Origin of the sequence: Reella acinonychis, assembly GCF_052384575.1 — a bacterium.
GTDB lineage: Bacteria > Pseudomonadota > Gammaproteobacteria > Enterobacterales > Pasteurellaceae > JBQSUQ01.
In genome coordinates this window covers 235,502-255,979 of the sequence record NZ_JBQSUQ010000004.1, presented here as the reverse complement: position 1 = coordinate 255,979, position 20,478 = coordinate 235,502, and the positions used below count along the sequence as shown (strand labels likewise).

At 37.4% G+C, this 20,478-nt stretch carries 18 protein-coding genes; 5 read left to right on the top strand and 13 right to left on the bottom strand.

Annotated features, from left to right (window positions below; all coding sequences use genetic code 11):
- Positions 1-9 precede the first annotated feature (9 nt).
- The 4 genes from malQ to glnS form a co-directional block, all read right to left on the bottom strand.
- Positions 10-2,097: a 4-alpha-glucanotransferase gene (malQ, locus tag ACT2CV_RS02680; protein WP_464972563.1), complete on the bottom strand. Its 2,088-nt coding sequence runs from the start codon at positions 2,095-2,097 to the stop codon at positions 10-12.
- A 65-nt stretch (positions 2,098-2,162) separates the two neighbouring features.
- Positions 2,163-2,606: a YcgN family cysteine cluster protein gene (locus tag ACT2CV_RS02675; RefSeq protein ID WP_464972564.1), complete on the bottom strand. Its 444-nt coding sequence runs from the start codon at positions 2,604-2,606 to the stop codon at positions 2,163-2,165.
- A gap of 59 nt (positions 2,607-2,665) precedes the next feature.
- Entirely contained in the window at positions 2,666-2,812 is a 147-nt protein-coding gene (locus ACT2CV_RS02670) for a hypothetical protein (protein ID WP_464972565.1), read from the bottom strand.
- Entirely contained in the window at positions 2,813-4,477 is a 1,665-nt protein-coding gene (gene glnS, locus ACT2CV_RS02665; protein WP_464972566.1) for a glutamine--tRNA ligase, read from the bottom strand. It abuts the gene before it with no gap.
- 237 nt (positions 4,478-4,714) lie between these two features.
- Between glnS and ACT2CV_RS02660 the strand changes: the two genes are divergently transcribed.
- Both ACT2CV_RS02660 and ACT2CV_RS02655 read left to right on the top strand, forming a co-directional pair.
- Entirely contained in the window at positions 4,715-5,875 is a 1,161-nt protein-coding gene (locus ACT2CV_RS02660) for an efflux RND transporter periplasmic adaptor subunit (RefSeq protein ID WP_464972567.1), read from the top strand.
- Between the two features lie 24 nt (positions 5,876-5,899).
- Entirely contained in the window at positions 5,900-7,828 is a 1,929-nt protein-coding gene (locus ACT2CV_RS02655; RefSeq protein WP_464972568.1) for a MacB family efflux pump subunit, read from the top strand.
- Between the two features lie 35 nt (positions 7,829-7,863).
- On the opposite strand, the gene ACT2CV_RS02650 is transcribed toward ACT2CV_RS02655, so the two are convergent.
- From ACT2CV_RS02650 to mepM, 8 genes are all read right to left on the bottom strand, one after another.
- Positions 7,864-8,526 carry a glutathione S-transferase gene (locus tag ACT2CV_RS02650; protein ID WP_464972569.1) on the bottom strand — a complete coding sequence of 221 codons (663 nt, stop codon included), beginning with the start codon at positions 8,524-8,526 and terminating at the stop codon, positions 7,864-7,866.
- Positions 8,527-8,586: 60 nt separating this feature from the next.
- Complete coding sequence (hemA, locus tag ACT2CV_RS02645; RefSeq protein WP_464972570.1) at positions 8,587-9,903, bottom strand: glutamyl-tRNA reductase; 1,317 nt, start codon at positions 9,901-9,903, stop codon at positions 8,587-8,589.
- Between the two features lie 181 nt (positions 9,904-10,084).
- Complete coding sequence (gene grxD, locus ACT2CV_RS02640) at positions 10,085-10,414, bottom strand: Grx4 family monothiol glutaredoxin (RefSeq protein WP_464972571.1); 330 nt, start codon at positions 10,412-10,414, stop codon at positions 10,085-10,087.
- A gap of 91 nt (positions 10,415-10,505) precedes the next feature.
- On the bottom strand, positions 10,506-11,297 hold the full coding sequence (locus ACT2CV_RS02635; protein ID WP_464972572.1) for a TPM domain-containing protein: 792 nt from the start codon (positions 11,295-11,297) through the stop codon (positions 10,506-10,508).
- Complete coding sequence (locus ACT2CV_RS02630) at positions 11,290-11,730, bottom strand: TPM domain-containing protein (RefSeq protein ID WP_464972573.1); 441 nt, start codon at positions 11,728-11,730, stop codon at positions 11,290-11,292. The genes ACT2CV_RS02635 and ACT2CV_RS02630 overlap by 8 nt, the downstream gene beginning before the upstream one ends.
- 62 nt (positions 11,731-11,792) lie before the next feature.
- Complete coding sequence (locus ACT2CV_RS02625) at positions 11,793-12,374, bottom strand: LemA family protein (RefSeq protein WP_464972574.1); 582 nt, start codon at positions 12,372-12,374, stop codon at positions 11,793-11,795.
- A 148-nt stretch (positions 12,375-12,522) separates the two neighbouring features.
- Positions 12,523-13,587: a porin OmpA gene (gene ompA / locus ACT2CV_RS02620; protein WP_464972575.1), complete on the bottom strand. Its 1,065-nt coding sequence runs from the start codon at positions 13,585-13,587 to the stop codon at positions 12,523-12,525.
- A 520-nt stretch (positions 13,588-14,107) separates the two neighbouring features.
- Positions 14,108-15,571 (bottom strand): murein DD-endopeptidase MepM, encoded by a 1,464-nt coding sequence (gene mepM, locus ACT2CV_RS02615; protein WP_464972576.1) that lies wholly within the window; start codon positions 15,569-15,571, stop codon positions 14,108-14,110.
- Positions 15,572-15,765: 194 nt separating this feature from the next.
- Between mepM and znuC the strand changes: the two genes are divergently transcribed.
- The 3 genes from znuC (at position 15,766) to mrcB (ending at position 19,781) form a co-directional block, all read left to right on the top strand.
- Complete coding sequence (znuC, locus tag ACT2CV_RS02610) at positions 15,766-16,560, top strand: zinc ABC transporter ATP-binding protein ZnuC (RefSeq protein ID WP_464972577.1); 795 nt, start codon at positions 15,766-15,768, stop codon at positions 16,558-16,560.
- Between the two features lie 13 nt (positions 16,561-16,573).
- The gene (gene znuB / locus ACT2CV_RS02605) at positions 16,574-17,359 is read left to right on the top strand and encodes a zinc ABC transporter permease subunit ZnuB (RefSeq protein WP_464972578.1); all 786 of its coding nucleotides are present in this window, start codon (positions 16,574-16,576) and stop codon (positions 17,357-17,359) included.
- Between the two features lie 73 nt (positions 17,360-17,432).
- A complete protein-coding gene (gene mrcB, locus ACT2CV_RS02600; RefSeq protein ID WP_464972579.1) occupies positions 17,433-19,781 on the top strand; it encodes a penicillin-binding protein 1B in 2,349 nt (782 codons plus the stop codon).
- Between the two features lie 66 nt (positions 19,782-19,847).
- On the opposite strand, the gene thiQ is transcribed toward mrcB, so the two are convergent.
- The gene (gene thiQ / locus ACT2CV_RS02595) at positions 19,848-20,477 is read right to left on the bottom strand and encodes a thiamine ABC transporter ATP-binding protein (protein ID WP_464972580.1); all 630 of its coding nucleotides are present in this window, start codon (positions 20,475-20,477) and stop codon (positions 19,848-19,850) included.
- Between the last annotated feature and the right edge of the window lies 1 nt (position 20,478).

Below are 20,478 nucleotides of genomic sequence, written 5' to 3'. Positions count from 1 at the left end.
AAGCCATTCCTACTGTTGATTTCGGTTGTGGTTGATTTCAGTCAATAACGCTTGAATGCGAGGATTGATAAAAATCTGCTCTAAAGGTAATGCTAATTTTCGTTGCCAATTAGGATATTCTGTTGATGTACCTGGTAAATTAAACGACATTTCCTGATCAATCAAGTTTTCTAACTGTACCCCTATCAATAAACTCTGACTTTGGGCTAAATAACGATGGATGACGACATTAAGATGATCATGCATCGCCATACTCATTGCATCACCTTGATAATCATCGGGTAAATATTGATCTCGATGTAATGTATTCAATAAAGCCTGTTTATCTTGCACACGCTGATCATATTTTTGTTGCAAGAAATCACCTTGTAAAATGCCCAATTGGTTAAATAATTCCAGATCACGACAATGCCAGAAACTGCGTAACGAAGGCACATCATGTGTACCAATGGTCGCAAAGGCATGAGTTGGATAATGATCAGCGCGTGGAAATTCGCCATGACGTTGTGAGAAGTACAGCACAAAATAGGAAAAAATGAAAAACTCACTTAATTTTGACCGCACTTCATCAGGAACAGTCCCCAAATCTTCGCCAACGACCATACAATAATTACGCTGACTTTCAATGGCTAAAATGGCCATTAACTCATCAAACGGATAATGCACATAAACACCATCGCTCGCGTTTTTATGTTCAGGGATCAGCCATAAACGGAATAAACCCATCACATGATCAATACGTAACACGCCAAAATATTGCATATTGGCACGTAACATTTCAATAAAGGGCTGGAATCCTCTTGCTTTTAATATGGAAGGATTATAGGGTGGCAAGTTCCAATTTTGACCAACGGGTCCTAGAGGATCTGGCGGCGCACCGACGCTTGCATTCACACAATATAATTCAGGATCGCACCATACATCAGCACTGCCTCTGGAACTTTGCACTGCAAGATCACCATAAATGCCTAATTGCATCCCCACATCTTTGGCAACTTGTTGCACTTCTGCTAATTGTTGCTCGGTCAGCCATTGTAACCAAGCATAAAACAGCACTTCAGCTTGATATTTTTGATGTAATGCTTGGCGTTGTTTTTGATCGAGTTGCTGCCATTCTGCCTGCCAACCTAACCAACCGATTTGATTTTCATCTTCTGGCATGCCCTGATGTGATTGTTGATCTAACACATCAAATAATGCTTGATCCAACAACGCCTCGCCATGTTGTTGCATAAATTGCTGGAATTGTTGACGGCGCTCGATGATTTCTGCACTTTTGCTACGATTACTAAATGCAAAGAGTTGTTTAAGCGCCTCTAATTTCAACGCAAAAACTGCCGCATAATTTACGTTATCCTCATTTCGCAGCTGCTCAATATATTGTTGCTGCTGATTAAACCAATTTTGCGTCGATTTGGCATAAGCAAATTCAGGTAGTTGATCCACCGCTAAATACATAGGATTAAGCCAACGACGAGAAGCTGCACTATAAGGACTTGCCCAGTCTGGTACAGCGGCATACATTTTGTGTAGAGGATTAATACCGATAAAATCTGCACCAAATTGCACCGCACTTTTAATTAAATAAATCAAATCCGCAAAATCACCGACACCCCAGTTACGCGCTGAGCGCAAACTATAAAGTTGCACATTCAATCCCCAAGCTTTTTTATTTTGTAATACAGGGGATTGAAAACTGGTTTTGGGTTGAACCAATAAACGAATGGTTTTCTGCTGATTTTTATTGCGTAAATTTAGCTGATAATACCCCATAGATAACGCAGGCAAGCTAATTTTTTGTGCTGCTTTTTGCTCAAAAATGGCTTGCTGATTTTCATCTACAAGTTGGCAAGTTACAGTGGAAGTAAAGAAATGTTGAAAATCATATTCTGTTGTTTGTGCTTCATTTAACACAACAACATCATCAAATAAGGGGCTGTTTTGCGCGGTTGAATTGTCACGTTTTTGGGTAAAAAGCGCGGTGAAATAATCTAATGTTTCGGGCTTCACATAAATTAAATGCCCATCAATATCATAATGAGATAAGGAAATACCGAGTTGTTCGGCTTGTTGCTTTTGTTGTTCTGAAAACATCATATACCGCCTTAGCAATCATTCTGCTTTCATTCTAGCAAGGCGGCAAATAAACACAATCGATTTAGCTAAATTTTGTGATCTTCATCAATCACAAAATCAAACCAATCAATGACGTCACGTTCATGAATACCATTTTTGATCATCACATTAGCTAATTTAACAGATTCTGGTTTACCTGAAATTAAAGGATGCCAATCAAATAACGGCTTGCCCTCATAAAGCAAGCGATAAGCACATGTGGAAGGCAACCAAACGAAATCAGGTAAATTTTTCTTGGTTAGCTTGGTACAATCTTTCTCAATTTTGAATCGGTTAGGATAATCACTGCATTTGCCACAGTCCAAATCCAGCAAATTACAAGCAATGCGGGTAAAATACAGGCGCTCACGCTTACCGTGGCCTTCAATAAATTTACGATAACAGCATTTTCCACAACCATCACATAGCGCTTCCCATTCTGCTTCGCTCATTTCCGCTAAAGATTTCTGTTCCCAAAATCGTTGTTGCATGAGATGTCCTTAATAAAAAGTGCGGTTAAAATTTTTGATTTTTTAACCGCACTTTAGGCTTATTTATTAATTTGGAATGATTGACTTGCTTTGTCGTATTTCATTCCCGAATGAGAGCCTTCTGAACCATTAAAATAGATATCTTTTGGTTGAGAACAAGCCGCTATCATAAGGACACCGGCAATCAATAACATGAGTTTTTTCATTTAAAATCCTTCTTTTAAGCTGACCGTCAAGTTAAATACTAAATGATCTGGACGACTGTATTTGCTATCCGCACAATAATAACCTTCACGCTCAAATTGATAAGCTTGTTCTGGTTGTGCATTTGCTAAACTTTTTTCCACAACACCCTGTTTGATAATCAATGAGTCAGGATTGATTGCAGCAAGAATATCTTCTTCTGCACCAGGATTAGCTACAGTGAATAAACGCGAATATTGACGGAATTCTGCTGGGCAATTTTGCATTGCAGATACCCACTGAATTACCCCTTTTACTTTACGACCATCCGCAGGATTTTTGCCTAAAGTGTCAGGATCATAAGTACAATAAATAGTGGTCACTTTGCCTTCTGCATCTTTTTCTACACGCTCTGCTTTGATCACGTAAGCATTGCGTAAACGCACTTCTTTGCCTAGCACAAGACGTTTATATTGTTTATTGGCTTCTTCGCGGAAATCGGCTTCATCAATATAAAGTTCACGAGTGAAAGGCAATTCACGCACACCTAATTCTTCGCGATTTGGGTGATTTGGTGCCGTTAAAATTTCTTCCCCTTCAAAGTTTTCAATAATCACTTTTACTGGGTTAATAACCGCCATTGCACGTGGTGCATTGGTGTTTAAGTCATCACGAATACAGGATTCTAACGCACTATATTCCACCACATTATCTTGTTTGGTGACACCAATACGACGTGCAAATTCACGCAATGAAGCTGGTGTATAACCACGACGACGCAAACCTGAAACCGTAGGCATACGCGGATCATCCCAACCATCAACAATGCCATCATTGACTAATTTCAACAATTTACGTTTAGACGTTAAAGTGCCTTCTAAATTTAAACGAGAAAATTCATATTGGTGTGGCAATGGACGTTCAATGGAAATATTATCTAACACCCAATCATATAAACGACGATTATCTTGGAATTCCAAAGTACATAATGAATGGGTAATACGTTCAATCGCATCGGAAATACAATGAGTGAAATCATACATTGGATAAATGCACCATTTATCGCCTGTTTGATGATGACTTGCAAATTTAATACGATATAACACAGGATCGCGCATCACCATAAATGGTGATGCCATATCAATTTTAGCGCGTAAACTGGCTTTACCTTCTTCAAATTCGCCATTTTTCATTTTTTCAAATAACGCTAAGTTTTCTTCAACAGAACGATTACGATATGGACTATTTTTACCCGGCTCTGTTAAGGTACCACGATATTCACGCATTTCTTCTGGCGATAATTCACAAACATAAGCCAAGCCTTTTTGAATTAACTCAATGGCATAGGCATAAAGTTGATCAAAATAATCTGATGCATAACGCACTTCGCCTTCCCAGTTAAAACCAAGCCATTTTACGTCTTGTTTAATAGATTCAACATATTCCACATCTTCTTTTACAGGGTTAGTATCATCAAAACGTAAATTACATAACCCATTGTAATCTTTAGCAATACCAAAGTTTAAACAAATGGATTTTGCATGACCAATATGCAAATAACCATTAGGCTCTGGTGGAAAACGTGTATGTACATGCGTATGTTTGCCTGAAGCCAAATCTTCATCAATAATATGGGTAATAAAGTTACTCGGACGAGCTTCTTCTAATTCAATATTCTCTGTTGTCATAGTACTAAATTGCGTTGTTAAAAATTCTGTTCATTCTACACGTTTTAGCCTGAAAATTCAAAAGTTTGCTTTATCTTGCAAGCGCCTATTTATTTTAAATTCAAGCGTGCTTTTACATAAAACATGAGGAAAATCCACCGCACTTTTCTTCTCTGCCTGAATTCATGTTAGAATTTTGCTGTTTAGATAAAACTCAACTTAGCTTTATCTGTTTGTGATTGAAATGATTAATACATTATGAAAAAGAAAATTTTTGCTCTACTCATATTACTTCTTTGTGCTGCCGCAGCACTGTACTTCTTCGCCTTTAACAAAACCAAAGCGACAACTTATCTCACAGAGGAAGTAAAACGCATTAATTTAGAAAAAGTGGTTATTGCATCAGGCACTGTTCATAGCTTGAATCAAGTGGATGTCGGCGCACAGGTATCAGGCAAAATTACTAAACTACATGTCACCTTAGGACAGGATATCCAAAAAGGTGAATTGATCGCAGAAATAGATTCCACCACTCAAGTGAATATGTTGAACACCAAAAAAGCGGTATTAGCGAGCTATCAATCGCAATTAAATGCGAAAAAAACCGCCTATGATGTAGCGCAATCTAGCTATAATCGTCAGGCTAAATTATACGCGCAACAATCCACTTCCTTAGAAAGTTTTAATGCAGCTAAAAATAGTTTAGATACGGCAAAATATGAAATAGCGGCATTAAAAGAATTAATTAAACAAGCAGAAATTGAAGTCAACACCGCAGAAACGAATGTTGGCTACACTAAAATTACATCGCCTATTACAGGCACTGTGGTTTCTATTCCCATTTCACAAGGGCAAACCGTCAACGCCAATCAAGCAGCTCCCACAATTGTAACAGTGGCTAATTTAGACAAAATGCTCATTAAACCTGAAATTTCTGAGGGAGATATCACCAAAGTGAAAGCAGGACAAGAAGTCAGCTTTACCATTTTGTCTGATTATTCAACCCAGTATCATGCTGTGATTGAAAGTGTTGATCCTGCAACAACAACTATTACTGATGCGCGAACCACAACAAATACTTCGCCAACTGCGGTGTATTATTATGCAAATTTAGTTGTTGATAATCCCAATCGAGTGTTGAGAATTGGCATGACCACTGAAAACACCATCAAAATCGCGCAAGCCCAAAATGTATTAGCCATACCCAATATGGCATTGCAACGCCAACAGAATAAATACATGGTCAATGTATTAGTGAGTGAAAATAAATCGGAACCAAGACAGGTTGAAATTGGTATGCAAAATGATTTCCAAACTGAAATTAAGTCAGGCTTAAAAGAAGGTGAAAAAGTGATTTTATCGCAATTAAATGAAGGCGAAAAAGTGGGAAATTCAACGCGTGGCCCCCGTATATTGTAACCCTAAAAGTGCGGTGAAAATTGAATGAATATTATTGAAATCAATGGATTAAATCGCTATTTTGGTGAAGGCGAAAATCAAGTTCATATTCTAAAAAACATCTCTTTGAACATTCAACAAGGCGATTTTGTTGCCATTATTGGTCAATCAGGATCGGGAAAATCAACGCTGATGAATATCCTTGGTTGTTTGGATACAGCCAACACTGGCTCTTATAAAATTGCAGGACAGGAAACCACTACGCTTAATTCAACGCAATTATCTCAACTTCGCAGCCAGAAATTTGGGTTTATTTTTCAACGTTATAATCTTTTATCCACGCTAACAGCGCAAGAAAATGTAGCGCTTCCCGCTATTTATGCAGGTCAATCCAAATATGAACGTCTTGCACAAGCGAAAACCTTATTACACAAATTAGGCTTAGACAATAAAGAAAATAATAAGCCTAATCAACTATCAGGTGGTCAACAACAACGCGTGAGTATTGCACGTGCGTTGATGAATGGTGGTGAAATTATTTTAGCTGATGAGCCCACTGGCGCACTGGATTCGCAAAGTGGTGAAAATGTGATGACCATTTTACGTCAACTTCATCAGGAAGGACATACCATTATTATCGTCACTCATGATCCCAATATTGCGGCAAGTGCCAACCGTATTATTGAAATTAAAGATGGTGAAATCATTAGTGATCAACAAAAAGCTAATGTAAAAAGTGCGGTACAAAAGTCGTCAAAAACACACCGCGGTTTTGGCTTTAACCGAGATCAATTGATTGAAGCATTCCGAATGTCGATGAGTGCCATTATTGCGCATAAAATGCGTTCCCTACTCACCATGTTGGGCATTATCATTGGAATCACTTCTGTGGTTTCTGTGGTTGCTTTAGGCAACGGTTCTCAACAAAAAATATTGTCGAATATCAATGGATTAGGCACCAATACCATGACCATTTTTAATGGTACAGGCTTTGGTGATCGACGTGCTGAAAATATGCAAAATTTAACTGTTGCAGATGCGAATGCTCTATTAAAGCAGAGCTATGTGCAAGGGGTTACGCCAAATAATGCCGCCACAGGCACATTAATTTATGGCAATAAATCTTTCGTGGCAACAAATCTAAAAGGAATTGGCGAACAATACTTTGATGTGGAAGGCATGAAATTAAGAATGGGGCGTTTAATTAATGCAGAAGAAGTCGTTCACAATGCCCAAGTCGCCATTATTGATGAAAGTGCCAAACAAGCCATCTTTGCTCATGAAGATCCCATTGGTAAAGTTGTGCTTTTTGCTCATCGTCCATTTCGCATTATTGGTGTCGTTTCCAATCGTCAAATGGGCGTATCAAGCAATCTCAACCTTTATGTGCCTTATAGCACGTTAATGTATCGTGTAACGGGTGGTAGCAAAATTAGTTCTATTACCGTTAAAGTGAATGATGATATAAATACTAGCGTTGCCGAAAAAAGTGTGACGCAATACCTTATTTCTCGCCATGGTAAAAAAGATTTTTTTATTATGAATAGCGATACGATTAAACAAACCCTTGAAAGTACAACCGATACGATGAAATTATTAATCTCATCTATTGCCTTTATTTCACTGGTTGTCGGTGGTATTGGGGTAATGAATATTATGCTCGTATCAGTAACCGAACGCACAAAAGAAATTGGTATCCGAATGGCAATTGGTGCGCGTAAAAGCGATATTTTGCAACAATTCCTAATTGAAGCCGTACTTATTTGTATCATAGGCGGTCTTTCAGGCATTGCTCTTTCATTGATTATTGGCTATGTATTTAATAGTTTTGTTAATAATTTCCACATGGCATTTTCAATGTTCTCCATTATCGCTGCAGTGTTATTTTCAACACTCATAGGTATCATCTTTGGTTATATGCCTGCTAAAAAAGCCGCTCAATTAGATCCCATTATGGCACTTGCAAGAGAGTAATAATAAAGCCTTTGATGATAATCAAAGGCTTTATCTCATATCTCCAACTTCCCTATTTTCATTTCAGCTTTTTGATAAGCATTGTTTTGTGTTATGCGTTTAACGTAGTTATTAATATTTGGGTAATTATCTAAACCTTTATAAACCAATGCTTGTAGTGGGAAGCTCATCATAATGTCTGCACCCGTTAATTGTTCACCTAAAAACCAAGTTTTATTCGCTAGTTTTTGTTCAATATAGTCTAAATGCAATTTCAATTGAGGATGTAAAAAATGATGACGAAATGTTGTGGTGATTTTTCTCACTATAGGTTTGACAAAAAATGGGACTTTTTGTGCATCAATGCGGTTGAAAATTAATGACATAACCAACAAGGGCATCATTGATCCTTCTGCATAATGTAACCAGTAAATATAATCCGTATAAGATGCATCGCTATTTTGGGGCTTGAAACGACATTGAACATCATAACGATTGAGCAAATATTCAACAATAGCGCCACTTTCTGCCAGAATCAATTCGCCATCTTGAATTAAAGGGGATTTACCTAAAGGATGCATTTTACGTAAATCATTTGGGGCCAGAAAGGTCTGTTTATCCCTGTCGATTAAAACAAGATTATATTCAACTTCTAAAAGCTCCAACAACCAAGCAATACGATAAGCGCGGGATTGCTTTAATGCATATAAGGTAATCATAATTTATCCTATTAATTACTGAATTTTATCGTTTGTCGAGTAATAAAAAAGTAGCTATCGCTACTTTTCAAAATATTCTACACCTAATGCTTGCGAAAAACTGCGTAATCCTTTTGCGTTACCCGCTTTTACCATTCCTTGCATAGCCTGAGTTGGCGAATGAATTAATTTATTCATTAATTTATAGCTTAGTTCTTGTAAAACTAGTTCGGCATTTTCACCTTGTTGTAACGCATTGATGGCTTTTTCTAACAACGCCTGACGCGTTTGTTCTGCATTATCACGATAAGTGCGAATTAAATTGGAAAATTGATGCACTTTAAGCCATTCAAAGAAATCCTGACATTCTTGATTAATAATCTGTTGTGCTTGAGCTGACGCTTTTTCTCGTTCATCCATATTACGTTGGATAATATTTTGCAAATCATCAACAGTATAATGATAAATACGATCAAGATCGCCCACACTGTCTTCTACATCACGAGGAACCGCAATATCAACCAATAACATTGGGGCATTTTTACGCAACTTTTGAGCCTGTTTAACCATTTCTTGCGAAATTAAGATATGAGGTGCACCAGTAGAAGAAATAACAATATCACATTGATTTAATCCTTGTTGCAATTCACTTAAAGGCATAATTTCAATTTTGTCACTGCGATCAAGGCGAGCAACCAGTTCTTCCGCTCTTGATAAAGTGCGGTTAGCGATCATGATTTTTTTCACACCATGGCGTAAAAGGTGGCGACTCACTAATTCAATGGTTTCACCCGCACCGACTAATAATACCGATAAGGATTTTAAATTCTCAAAAATTTGACGGGCCAAACTACAAGCTGCATAAGCCACAGATACTGCATTTTCACCAATATTGGTTTCCGTACGCACACGTTTCGCAACAGAAAAAGTGCGTTGGAATAAACGAGAAAATTCACCTGTTAATGCTAAATGATGCAGCTCAGCAAATTCTTCCGTTAATTGATAAGCTTGTTTTACTTGGCCTAGAATTTGTGGCTCACCTAAAATTAATGAATCCAAACCACAAGCAACCCGCATTAAATGATTAACCGCTTGTTGATTAATATGCAAATAAAGGCAAGATTGTAATTCTTCTGAGCTAATTTGATGAATTTGAGCAAACCAAGCAACAGCTTGATCTAAAAACAAGCTAACATCTTGTTCTTCTGGTGATATTTGCTTGTTATGCAAATAAATTTCTGTACGGTTACAAGTAGATAAAATGACCGCGCTTTGAGCCAAGTCCAACTGGTGAATTTGTTGTAGGGCAATTTGACGCTTTTCTTCCGAAAACGCTACTTTTTCCCGCAAAGCCACCGTTGCTGTTTTATGATTAATACCCAAAACTAGAATTGTCATAGAATCTTACTCTATACCTCAAAATAAGTAGATATATCTGATACTTAGATTAAAATAGAACTAAAAAATAATGGGGGATATTCTAGCGGAAATTTGCAATGAAATACACAAGAATTGTTTTTAATGAGAATAGTTTGTAATAAAAACAAGCCATCAATATGATGGCTTGCTCTTTACTAACTTAAGCTTGAGGATGGCGTTCTGCTACTTCTTTTAACAGGGTTTGTAACTCGCCAGCTTGGAACATTTCCAATACGATGTCGCAACCACCAATTAATTCACCTTCTACCCATAATTGTGGGAAAGTCGGCCAATTTGCATATTTTGGTAACTCAGCACGTACATCTGGATGCTGTAAAATATCAACATACCCAAATGGTACTTGGCAGTTCATTAACGCTTCGACTGCACGCGCAGAAAAACCGCAAGAAGGTAATTTCGGCGAACCTTTCATGTAAATTAAAATTGGATTTTCAGCAATTTGTTTTTTGATTTTATCTAATGTTTCCATTATTTTTCCTTTGTCGTATTTAAAAGTGCGGTTATTTTATCACAAGTTTTTTCCTTTATGCTATAACCGAGTGGGATTATCAACTTCTTGCTTACCAGCTACCGCCAGCACCGCCTCCGTCAAAACCACCGCCGCCGAAGCCACCACCAGATCCTCCACCAAAACCGCCTCCAAAGCCGCCTCCGAATCCACCGCCGTTACGTCTTCGACTATTTAATACGGAAGCAGCGATGATTGCTGCATTTTGTAAATCATGATTTGCGGTTGGGCTAATATAAGGTTTACGACGCCAGCTCAATTCACCAAATAAAACAAAAAGAATAAACAAGACAACCATAAAGAAAGGAATATAATCTTCTAAACTTTCCTCTGACTCTACTTTTGCCGCATCAAATTCGCCTTGGCTAGCGGCAATAATATAGTCTAATCCTTGGTTGATACCCTGTGCAAATTGCCCTTGTTTAAAAGAAGGCAAAATCACCTTGCGAATTAACTGTGATAAAAAAGCATCAGGTAAAACACCTTGCAAACCTTGCCCAGTAGCAATAAACACTTTGCGATCATTTTTAGCAATCAGAAATAAAACGCCATTATTTAGCTTTTTACGTCCAATTCCCCATCTATCGCCTAATTCTGCTGTATATTGCGCAATTTCATATTCGCCAGTCGTTGGAATAATAACTACTGCAATTTGAGAACTCGTCTTCTGCCCATATTGAATCAGTTTATTTTCTAAATACTGATTATCTGCTGCAGATAATGTATTAGTGTAATCATTCACATAGCGAAATGGATTCGGACTAGCAGGGAAATCAGCTGCTTTTGCTAAAACACTAACAAAAACTAAGCAAAAAAATACCGCACTTTGAAATAATTTATTCATTAATAATCACCTCATTTGGTAATTCATTAATATCATCAGCTTGAACAGGAAAATAGGTCGTCAACTCGCCAGCAATTTGCTCAATAGCAGCTACTACACCAGAAGTATATTGCTTTTGTTTAAAATAACTTATCATTAAGTCACATTGCTGCTGCCAAAATTGTTCACCAACAAACTGATGAATACCAATATCCCCAATAATTGAACATTGATGATCCTTATAGGCAATATAAATCAGCACTGCATTTTTGGCTGCTGTTTCGTGCATATCTAATTGCTTAAATACAGCTAAAGTGCGGTCTAAAATTAAGGTATTTTTAGGTAAATGACGTTCAATATAAACACGAAGCTCTGCTGAAGAATTTTTTTCTAATTCTGCAATTGCAGCTTCAATTTGTTTTTTATCAAACGGAATTCGAGAAAATAGCGACATAATTTTTCTTTAAAAATCAGGGTTGCTGAACAATCAACAACCCCATATAAATTCAATTAATCTTATTGGAAGTTCACTGTTGGTGCATTTTCTGCACCAGCGGTTGATTTAAAGTAAGGTTTTTCTTTAAAGCCTAAAATCAACGCTGCTAATTTTGTTGGGAATTGGCGCACTTTTTGGTTATAAATTTTTGCTGCCGCATTAAAGTCATTACGTGCTTTATTAATGCGATTTTCAGTACCTTCTAACTGAGCTTGTAAGTTATTAAAACCATCATGTGCTTTTAATTCTGGATATTTTTCTACGCTAACAAGTAAACGAGAAAGCGCTGAACCAACAGAATCTTGGTTTTGTTGGAATTGCGTTAATTGCTCTTCCGTCATATTTGCTGGATCAATTTTAACCTGTGTTGCTTTAGCACGTGCTTCAATCACACCTGTTAAGGTTTCTTTTTCAAAATTAGCTTGACCTTTCACTGTATTCACTAAATTTGGAATCATATCCGCACGACGCTGGTATTGAGATTCAACATTCGCCCACACAGAATCAATTTCTTCTTCAGCTTTCACTAAACCATTGTAGCTAGACATTAATGTAAAGCCAGCAACAACAGCAACAACAAGAATAAGTAACCATTTTTTCATTCTAAAGTTTCCTTTTATAAAAATAAAATCAGTATTAAGACAAATAAACTGAAACTTAGTTCAATGAATATCGCATAATACAGAAAAAGACCTAAACTAAGTTTAGGTCTTTTCGGAATAAATCTAACTAATAATTAGATATCTCAAATTACATAGTAACTTGTTTGTTACCTTGAACTTGAACTTCAACGCGACGGTCTGGCGCTAAGCAAGCGATTAATGCTTTACGACCTTTAACTGCGTCACAAGCGTTGCCAGTTACTGGGTTAGCTTCACCGTAACCAGTTGCAGTTACAGCGTTAGAATCTAAACCTTTAGATACTAAGTAGTTAGCAACTGTTTCAGCACGACGTTGAGAAAGTTTTAAGTTTGCTGCATCTTTACCGATACGGTCAGCATAACCATTTACTGCAACTGCTGGGCTAGCAACTTGAGCGATTTCGCCATAGATACCATCTAAAGTAGAAGCAGCTTCAGGTTTTAATGTTGATTTACCGAATGCGAAAGTAACATCACTGTTTAAAGTGAAAGTTTTGTTCACAACTTCAGGAGCTACAACTGGAGCACCTTGACCGAAACGGTAAGATAAACCTGCAGTTACGCTGTGGATTTCTGGAGTATAGTCGAAACGTGTACCATCAGCATTTTTTAATTTACCCACGTTGTTTAACCATTGGTATTCAACACGGAACGCTAATTCTGGAAGAATTGCATACTCAACACCAGCGCCTAAAAGTAATGAAGTTTTTAAGCTATGTGTACGCTCAACGCCATTGAAGTTGTTAGTGAAACCTTTTTGAGTTTTGTAGTCAGAACGAACTAATGCTGCACCAACTTTACCGTAAACATCTAAACCTGGTAATACTTCATAGCTTGGTTTTAAGCTTAAGTGTGCACCATGGTTAGTGTGTTTTGCAGAAGTTACGCCATTTTCACGTAATTTAGCACGACCGAAGTCATCGTAACCTAATTCTACTGCAAGACCCATGTTGTCTTGGTTTAAAATTTGATAACCACCGAAAACGCCGTAAGTTACAGAGTTTTTAAGTGTACCTAAACCATTTGCAGCATCTTCATATTGAGTATAACCGTCATGGAATGATGCCCAACCTGCTTTAGCACCAGCATAGAAAGTGTTTTCTTGTGGAGCTGCTTGTGCAACTGATGCCGCTGCTAAACCAGCGATAGCTAATGCGATAGCTGTTTTTTTCATTGTGATGATCCTCTTACTTTTTAGTCATCTAATTTCAAAAATATCAGCTGGATTCAGCTGAATTCCGAGTACAAAAGATGTACCTTTTATTTTATCTTAGCTATAAAGATTTATAGCACTAGATTTGCCTACTAGGGTTGAATTTGCCCTATTCCTTTTGACAAATTCAATTCTACCTTGATCTATATCAAGAAGAACATTTCAAAAGTGGGCGTATTATCCAATCCTAAATAGGAAAAATCAAACATTTTTTTGCTTTTTTGGTTGTTTTATAAGCAAAGAAACTAAATATTGGTTTATTTTTGTTCAATCTTACATTTTTATTACAAAATAAAAATGAACGAACATTCATAAACATTGTCTGTATTATATCAGCTATTATTAAAAAGTCGATACTTTTAGTTAAGTGATTCTCTTTTCATTGTTTTAATGTATGAAAGTAGAACTTAATACTAAAACAAAAGCGCGGTTAAAAAAAGTCATTTTTCCACCGCGCTTTATTATTTATCCTAATAAATGCTTATATTTTTAATTGTCTTTCAACTGCCTTAGCTCTCACTAAGAACGTTTTACGTTCGCTATCTGCCATTCCCGTATTTCCACCCGGTAATTTAACCGTCATCGGATTAACTGGTCGTCCATTTATATGAAACTCATAATGCAAATGGGCGCCTGTTGAAATCCCCGTATTGCCAGATAAAGCAATCCGTTCTCCTCGCTTAACAGATTGTCCTGCTCTCACAAGCGCTTTGCTGAGATGCATATAGACAGTTTGATATTCACGACCATGGCGTAAAACAACATATCGTCCCGCACCGCCACTTTGATACGCCACTTTTTCAACAACAGCATCAGCAGGAGCAATAACAGGTGTGCCCACAGGTAAAGCAAAATCAGTTCCTTTGTGTGGTCGGACACGCCCAGTTACAGGATGGCGTCTGCGAGGGTTAAAAGGCGAAGATATTCTTGCTTGTCGCTGCAATGGGATACGAGCGAAACCTTTGCTAATTGTTTCACCTTGGCGATTATAGTAGCGTCCATTATTTGCTTGAATGGCGTAATAGCTTTTGCCACTCGCCACAATATGAATGGCCTCAACATTACCTTGACCAGTTAACTTATCACCTAAGTATTCACGTGATACTAATACTGCAAACTTATCACCTTTTTTTAATTTGGCTACATTCACTTGCCATTGAAGCGCGGTGCTTAATTGATGAATTTGTCGATTATCTAAACCCAATTTTTGTAAACTAGCTCGTAAGCTGTTCTCTATCTGACCTTTTAGCACATCTTTCTTCCAGATACTTTTCTTCTCTATAATTTGACGCGCAAACTGTCCACTCTCTTTGCGTTCATAAATGCGCTCTTCTCTTTCAGAAATAAGCCAGTTTAAATATTCTAGTTCATTTTCATTATCTAAAATCCAATAGACTTGCTGACCCGGTTTTAAATTTTTTAACTCGGGGTAGCTTGCAATTAATTTTTGGCTAGTTTCATCTTCTAAACCAGACATTTCTAATACATCTTTTAACTTATCCCCTTTCACAATAGTATGAGAGAATTGATCGGTGATGCGTTTTGCTTGATCAACCGCATCCAATAAATCATCCAATACATTCTGTGCATCTTCAGGTAATTTATCTTGAGTTAAATCGATTTGGTCGGACTCATCATCCTTTTCTAACAATTCATCATCATAAGAGGTTGCATTCTCTTCATTTTGATCTGAGGTGGTTTGAACAATAGAAGATGAATCTTCATTATTTAGATTTTCGTCAGATTGAGTTGAGGTTGGTTTGAGATGTTGAAATTCAGCTTGTTCTTGCGTCGAAGTAATATTAATAGGTTCATTATTCTCTACAGTATCCTTTAAACTGAGAATTCCCCCTGTGATAATGCATAGCAAAGCCAAAAAGAAAACCCCAGCTTTAATGTAAGATTTTCTTTTGCGTCTATCACGAGCTAACTTGATTTGCTTCACTATAATAATGATCCTAATTCTAAATGGCTGTTTTTATGACAAGCATAAATAAAGAAAATTCATTATACACAATAAAAAAATCAGAGAAATGAGTAAATAACTCATATCATTCATTTTTTAAGCACTTAAACTTGTTTTATTGCATAAAATAAGCTATGTTAAACGCCATTTTATTTTGCCACCGATATCCACTTATGCTAATTCATTCCATTCGTTCAGCAATAAACGAACCTTTAGTCGAATTAAAATCGATTAGTGTACGTTTTCCACAAAAAATTGCATTACAAGATATTAATTTCCGAATTTATCCTAATTCGGTCATTACCATTGTTGGTCCAAATGGTGGTGGGAAATCAACATTTTTAAAAGTGTTACTCAAATTGCTTACCCCAACCTCAGGCGAAGTAATTTATAAAAAAGGGCTATCCATTGGTTATGTACCACAAAAATTGTATATCGATCCAACTTTACCGATTACAGTAGAAAAATTTTTGTCCTTAAAGAAAGGCGTGAAAAAACACGAAATTTTAACCGCACTTTCATTATTATCTATTTCTCATTTACAAAAAAATATCCTACAAAAATTATCGGGTGGTGAAATGCAGCGCGTTTTAATTGCTCGGGCTATTTTGAACAAACCCCATTTATTAGTATTAGACGAGCCAACTCAAGGCGTTGATTTAGGAGGACAAGCGGAATTGTACCAATTAATTCATCAAACCAGAGAAAAATTAAATTGTGCCGTTTTAATGGTTTCCCATGATTTACATATTGTGATGGCGGATACAAATGAAGTGCTTTGTATTAATCAACATATTTGTTGTGCAGGCACACCAGAGATTTTGTCTAATAATCCACAATTTATCCGATTATTTGGTGATCAGTTTGTTAAAAACACTGCCTTTTATACTCACCATCATAATCATCGCCACGATATGCATGGCGATATTTGTTGCCAAGGTCAGACGACTTGCGCACAACATAAATAAATAGGTCATCATTATGTTTGATATTATTTTTCCCGCTTGGCTTGCCGGCATGCTACTTTCTTTTATTACCGCACCTTTAGGCGCTTTTGTTGTGTGGCGTAAAATGGCCTATTTTGGCGATACTCTTGCACATTCTGCTTTATTAGGTGTAGCTCTTGGTATTTTCTTTGAAATCAATCCCTATGTTGCGATTTTAATCCTCACTTTAATCCTTGCCATTGTGATGGTCTGGTTAGAAAATAGCACCCAATTTGCCGTAGATACTTTATTAGGCATCATTGCCCATAGTTGCTTGTCTTTAGGCTTGGTTACCGTTGGCTTATTACAAAACGTTCGTGTCGACTTAATGAGTTATTTATTTGGTGATCTTCTATCCGTCAATTTTGATGATGTGCTTTATATTTTATGTGGCGTAATCATCGTATTGTCGCTATTAGTGTTTTATTGGAAACCACTTATTTCAGCAACCGTTAGCCCAGATCTTGCCCAAGTTGAAGGGATTAACATTAAGAAAATGCGATTTTTGTTAATGATTTTAACCGCACTTACGATCGCTCTCAGCATGAAAATTGTTGGTGCTTTAATCATCACTTCATTACTTATTATCCCTGCCGCTACGGCAAGACGTTTTGCTCGTACTCCGGAAACCATGGTAGTTGTTGCTATTGTTGTGAGTATGATTGCAGTGAATATGGGCTTGGCATTTTCCATGTTTTACAATACTGCCGCAGGTCCCTCTGTGGTTATCGCTGCTGCACTGCTCTTTTTATTCTCATTGCTAAAAAAAGAAAAGGGTTAACAAGAGAGGCTACACGCAGAAAATAAAATTGTGCTAGAATTGTGCCAGTTTGCATGGAAACTAGGATTATTTAATGTCATCGGAACAACATCCTCAAGAAAAACAAACGGAACAATCCACCGAACAAATACCTTTCGCCAAAAAGCACAAATGGAAACTGTTTTTTGCTAAAACGATTTTTACTGTCGGTTGTTTAGCCTTTGCTTATGGCGCTTATTTGGACTCGCAAATTCGTTCAAAAATGGATGGACAAATTTGGCGACTCCCCACCGAAGTGTATAGTCGTATTGAAAGTATCCGCTTGCAAGATAATCTCAATCTAAATGATGTTATTCAATTGTTGCTAAATAATGATTATCGTCAGACAACTATCGTGGCAGCACCAGGTGATTTTAAAATTGAAAACGATAGTATTGTTTTATTACGTCGTGCTTTCCCTTTCCCCGATGTAGCAGAAGCACAACGCGTATTTCGTTTGCGTTTCCATGATGAAAAATTAGTTGTCATTGAAGATTTAATTAATCGTAAAACAATTAATGATTTTCGCTTGGCACCAAAACTCATTGCTATGTTGCAATCCGAATCAGATAAAGAAGAACGCTTAGCAATACCGCTACAAAATTACCCGCGCTTATTAATTGATACACTAATCCTCACTGAAGATCGTCGTTTCTATGAACATGATGGAATTAGTCCATTAGGCATTGCGCGCGCGATGTTTACCAATATCAAAGCTGGGCATACTGTTCAAGGTGGAAGTACATTAACCCAACAATTAGTTAAAAACCTCTTTTTAAGCAATGAACGTTCTTTCACTCGAAAAATCAATGAAGCCTTAATGGCGGTGATTTTAGATTGGCGTTACGACAAAAATACCATTTTAGAAACCTATTTAAACGAAATTTATTTAGGACAAAATGGCGACAGCCAAATTCATGGTTTTGAATTAGCGAGCCACTTTTTCTTTGGGCGCCCAGTACGCGAAATCAGTTTAGACCAAATAGCTCTGTTGGTCGGCATGGTAAAAGGCCCTTCTTTATATAACCCTTGGCGTAATCCTGAAAATGCGAAAAATCGTCGCAATGTTGTATTAGGTCTAATGTTAGAACATCAAATGATTGATAGAGAATTATTTGATATGCTCAGCCAGCGCCCATTAGGTGTGCAAGAAAAAGGGAATATCTCACGCCCTTATCCTGCCTTTATTCAAACATTGCAATCTGAACTACGCCAAAATCTCACCCACATCAAACCAGCCGATTTACTGGGGGCGAGAATTTTTACCAATATGGACATAAAACAGCAAGCTTATGCGGAACAAGCGGTTGTAAATGCAACAAGAGAATTGCAGCTTAAAGTGAAAAATCCACATTTACAGGCTGCCATGGTTGTTGCTGATTATCATAATGGTGAAATTCGCGCCATCGTTGGTGGCACACAAACACAATATGCTGGTTTTAACCGCGCGATCATGGCAAATCGTCAAATTGGTTCTTTGGTAAAACCTTCCGTTTATTTAACAGCATTAAGCAATCCACAACAATTCCGTTTAAATACAGCCATTAACAATCAACCTATTACTATTAATATTAAAGGTAGTCCACCTTGGCAACCTCGTAACTACGATCGCCGTTATAGTGGCTCTGTGCTATTAATGGATGCGCTTGCACGCTCCCTTAATATTCCAACGGTCAACATCGGTATGAAAGTAGGATTAACACAGGTAATTGAAACCCAAAAAGCAATGGGATGGGATCGCGTGAATATCCCCAAAGTGCCGGCAATGTTACTAGGCTCATACAGTATCTCTCCTTATGATGTAACAAAATCTTACCAAGTGATTGCAAATAATGGCGGTAAAATTCCGATTAGCACCATTAATTCCATTAGCAATCGTCAGGGTCAATTGTTACATGAACATTCAACAGAACCCGAACAAGTTGTGCCAGCGGAAGCTGCATTCCAAACATTATATGCTATGCAACAAGTGGTTGAACGCGGAACAGCACGAAGCCTAATGAATGATTTTGCTGAATTAAAATTAGCAGGAAAAACGGGCACTACCAATGATGCGCGTGATACCTGGTATGTGGGTATAGACGGTCAAAATGTTGCTACAATTTGGCTAGGACGTGATGATAACGGCAGCACTGGCTTAACAGGCGCAAGTGGTGCCTTAGAAATTTATAAAAATTATCTTCGTCGTGCTGAAATTTCCCCACTTAAACCAAGCAAACCACAAAATATAAAATGGGTTGGGGTGAACGCTTACGGCGGTTGGAATTGCTATTCGCCAGTACGCAATATCCCTGTATGGATAGATAACGCACAAAATTTCTGTGCCATGTCGCCAAAACCAGTTGAGCAATCTACGCCAACAGAAACAAAAGCGCCAGTAGAAGAAGCGCGACCAGCAGAATAAAAAGTGCGGTGTATTTTTTGAAAGTTTTAAAACTTAACAAAAATGCACCGCACTTTGAATATTCATTTATATAATTTTGCCATTTTCTACCTGAATAAGGCGATCAATTTTCCCTTCTAATTCATTAGGTTGGTGAGTAACCAATACTAAAGTAATCTTCTTCTGTTCACATAATGTTAATAGCAACTGAAGCATTTCTTGGCGTAATTGGGGATCTAAAGCAGAAAAGGGTTCATCTAACAATAAAATTGGTTTATCACGTAACAAGCAACGAGCTAAAGCAACGCGCTGTTTTTGTCCACCTGAAAGTGAAGTGGGTTTCTGCGATAAAAATGCAGACAAACCTACCGCAGTTGCTGCCTGCTCTACCGCTTGTTTTTGCTGTTCATCCAACGTTAAATTGGGTTTAATCCCCAAAGCAATATTTTGATAAACCGTCAAATGTGGGAATAAATTATTTTCCTGAAATAGCATCGAAACGGGACGTTGATGGGGTTGCGTTGAGAAATGATTTTCGCCATTTAGCCAAATTTCGCCTTGATGGGCGAATTCAAAACCTGCAATTAAATTCAACAAAGTGCTCTTCCCTGCGCCACTTGCTCCAATCACCGCCACTTTTTCACCTGCTTGAATATGCAAGTCAAATTGCATTGCCATGGTTTTATATTGAAACTGGACTTGCTTTAAATGAATCATA

What these genes read in the sequence shown, in the direction of transcription:
- ACT2CV_RS02660 (WP_464972567.1), top strand. Translation starts at nt 4,715, where the DNA reads ATGAAAAAGAAAATTTTTGCTCTACTCATATTACTTCTTTGTGCTGCC.
- ACT2CV_RS02650 (WP_464972569.1), bottom strand. Translation starts at nt 8,526, where the DNA reads ATGATTACCTTATATGCATTAAAGCAATCCCGCGCTTATCGTATTGCT.
- ACT2CV_RS02675 (WP_464972564.1), bottom strand. Translation starts at nt 2,606, where the DNA reads ATGCAACAACGATTTTGGGAACAGAAATCTTTAGCGGAAATGAGCGAA.
- malQ (WP_464972563.1), bottom strand. Translation starts at nt 2,097, where the DNA reads ATGATGTTTTCAGAACAACAAAAGCAACAAGCCGAACAACTCGGTATT.
- znuC (WP_464972577.1), top strand. Translation starts at nt 15,766, where the DNA reads ATGCTAATTCATTCCATTCGTTCAGCAATAAACGAACCTTTAGTCGAA.
- ACT2CV_RS02625 (WP_464972574.1), bottom strand. Translation starts at nt 12,374, where the DNA reads ATGAAAAAATGGTTACTTATTCTTGTTGTTGCTGTTGTTGCTGGCTTT.
- thiQ (WP_464972580.1), bottom strand. Translation starts at nt 20,477, where the DNA reads ATGATTCATTTAAAGCAAGTCCAGTTTCAATATAAAACCATGGCAATG.
- ACT2CV_RS02630 (WP_464972573.1), bottom strand. Translation starts at nt 11,730, where the DNA reads ATGTCGCTATTTTCTCGAATTCCGTTTGATAAAAAACAAATTGAAGCT.
- hemA (WP_464972570.1), bottom strand. Translation starts at nt 9,903, where the DNA reads ATGACAATTCTAGTTTTGGGTATTAATCATAAAACAGCAACGGTGGCT.
- grxD (WP_464972571.1), bottom strand. Translation starts at nt 10,414, where the DNA reads ATGGAAACATTAGATAAAATCAAAAAACAAATTGCTGAAAATCCAATT.
- mrcB (WP_464972579.1), top strand. Translation starts at nt 17,433, where the DNA reads ATGTCATCGGAACAACATCCTCAAGAAAAACAAACGGAACAATCCACC.
- ACT2CV_RS02655 (WP_464972568.1), top strand. Translation starts at nt 5,900, where the DNA reads ATGAATATTATTGAAATCAATGGATTAAATCGCTATTTTGGTGAAGGC.
- ACT2CV_RS02670 (WP_464972565.1), bottom strand. Translation starts at nt 2,812, where the DNA reads ATGAAAAAACTCATGTTATTGATTGCCGGTGTCCTTATGATAGCGGCT.
- ompA (WP_464972575.1), bottom strand. Translation starts at nt 13,587, where the DNA reads ATGAAAAAAACAGCTATCGCATTAGCTATCGCTGGTTTAGCAGCGGCA.
- glnS (WP_464972566.1), bottom strand. Translation starts at nt 4,477, where the DNA reads ATGACAACAGAGAATATTGAATTAGAAGAAGCTCGTCCGAGTAACTTT.
- znuB (WP_464972578.1), top strand. Translation starts at nt 16,574, where the DNA reads ATGTTTGATATTATTTTTCCCGCTTGGCTTGCCGGCATGCTACTTTCT.
- ACT2CV_RS02635 (WP_464972572.1), bottom strand. Translation starts at nt 11,297, where the DNA reads ATGAATAAATTATTTCAAAGTGCGGTATTTTTTTGCTTAGTTTTTGTT.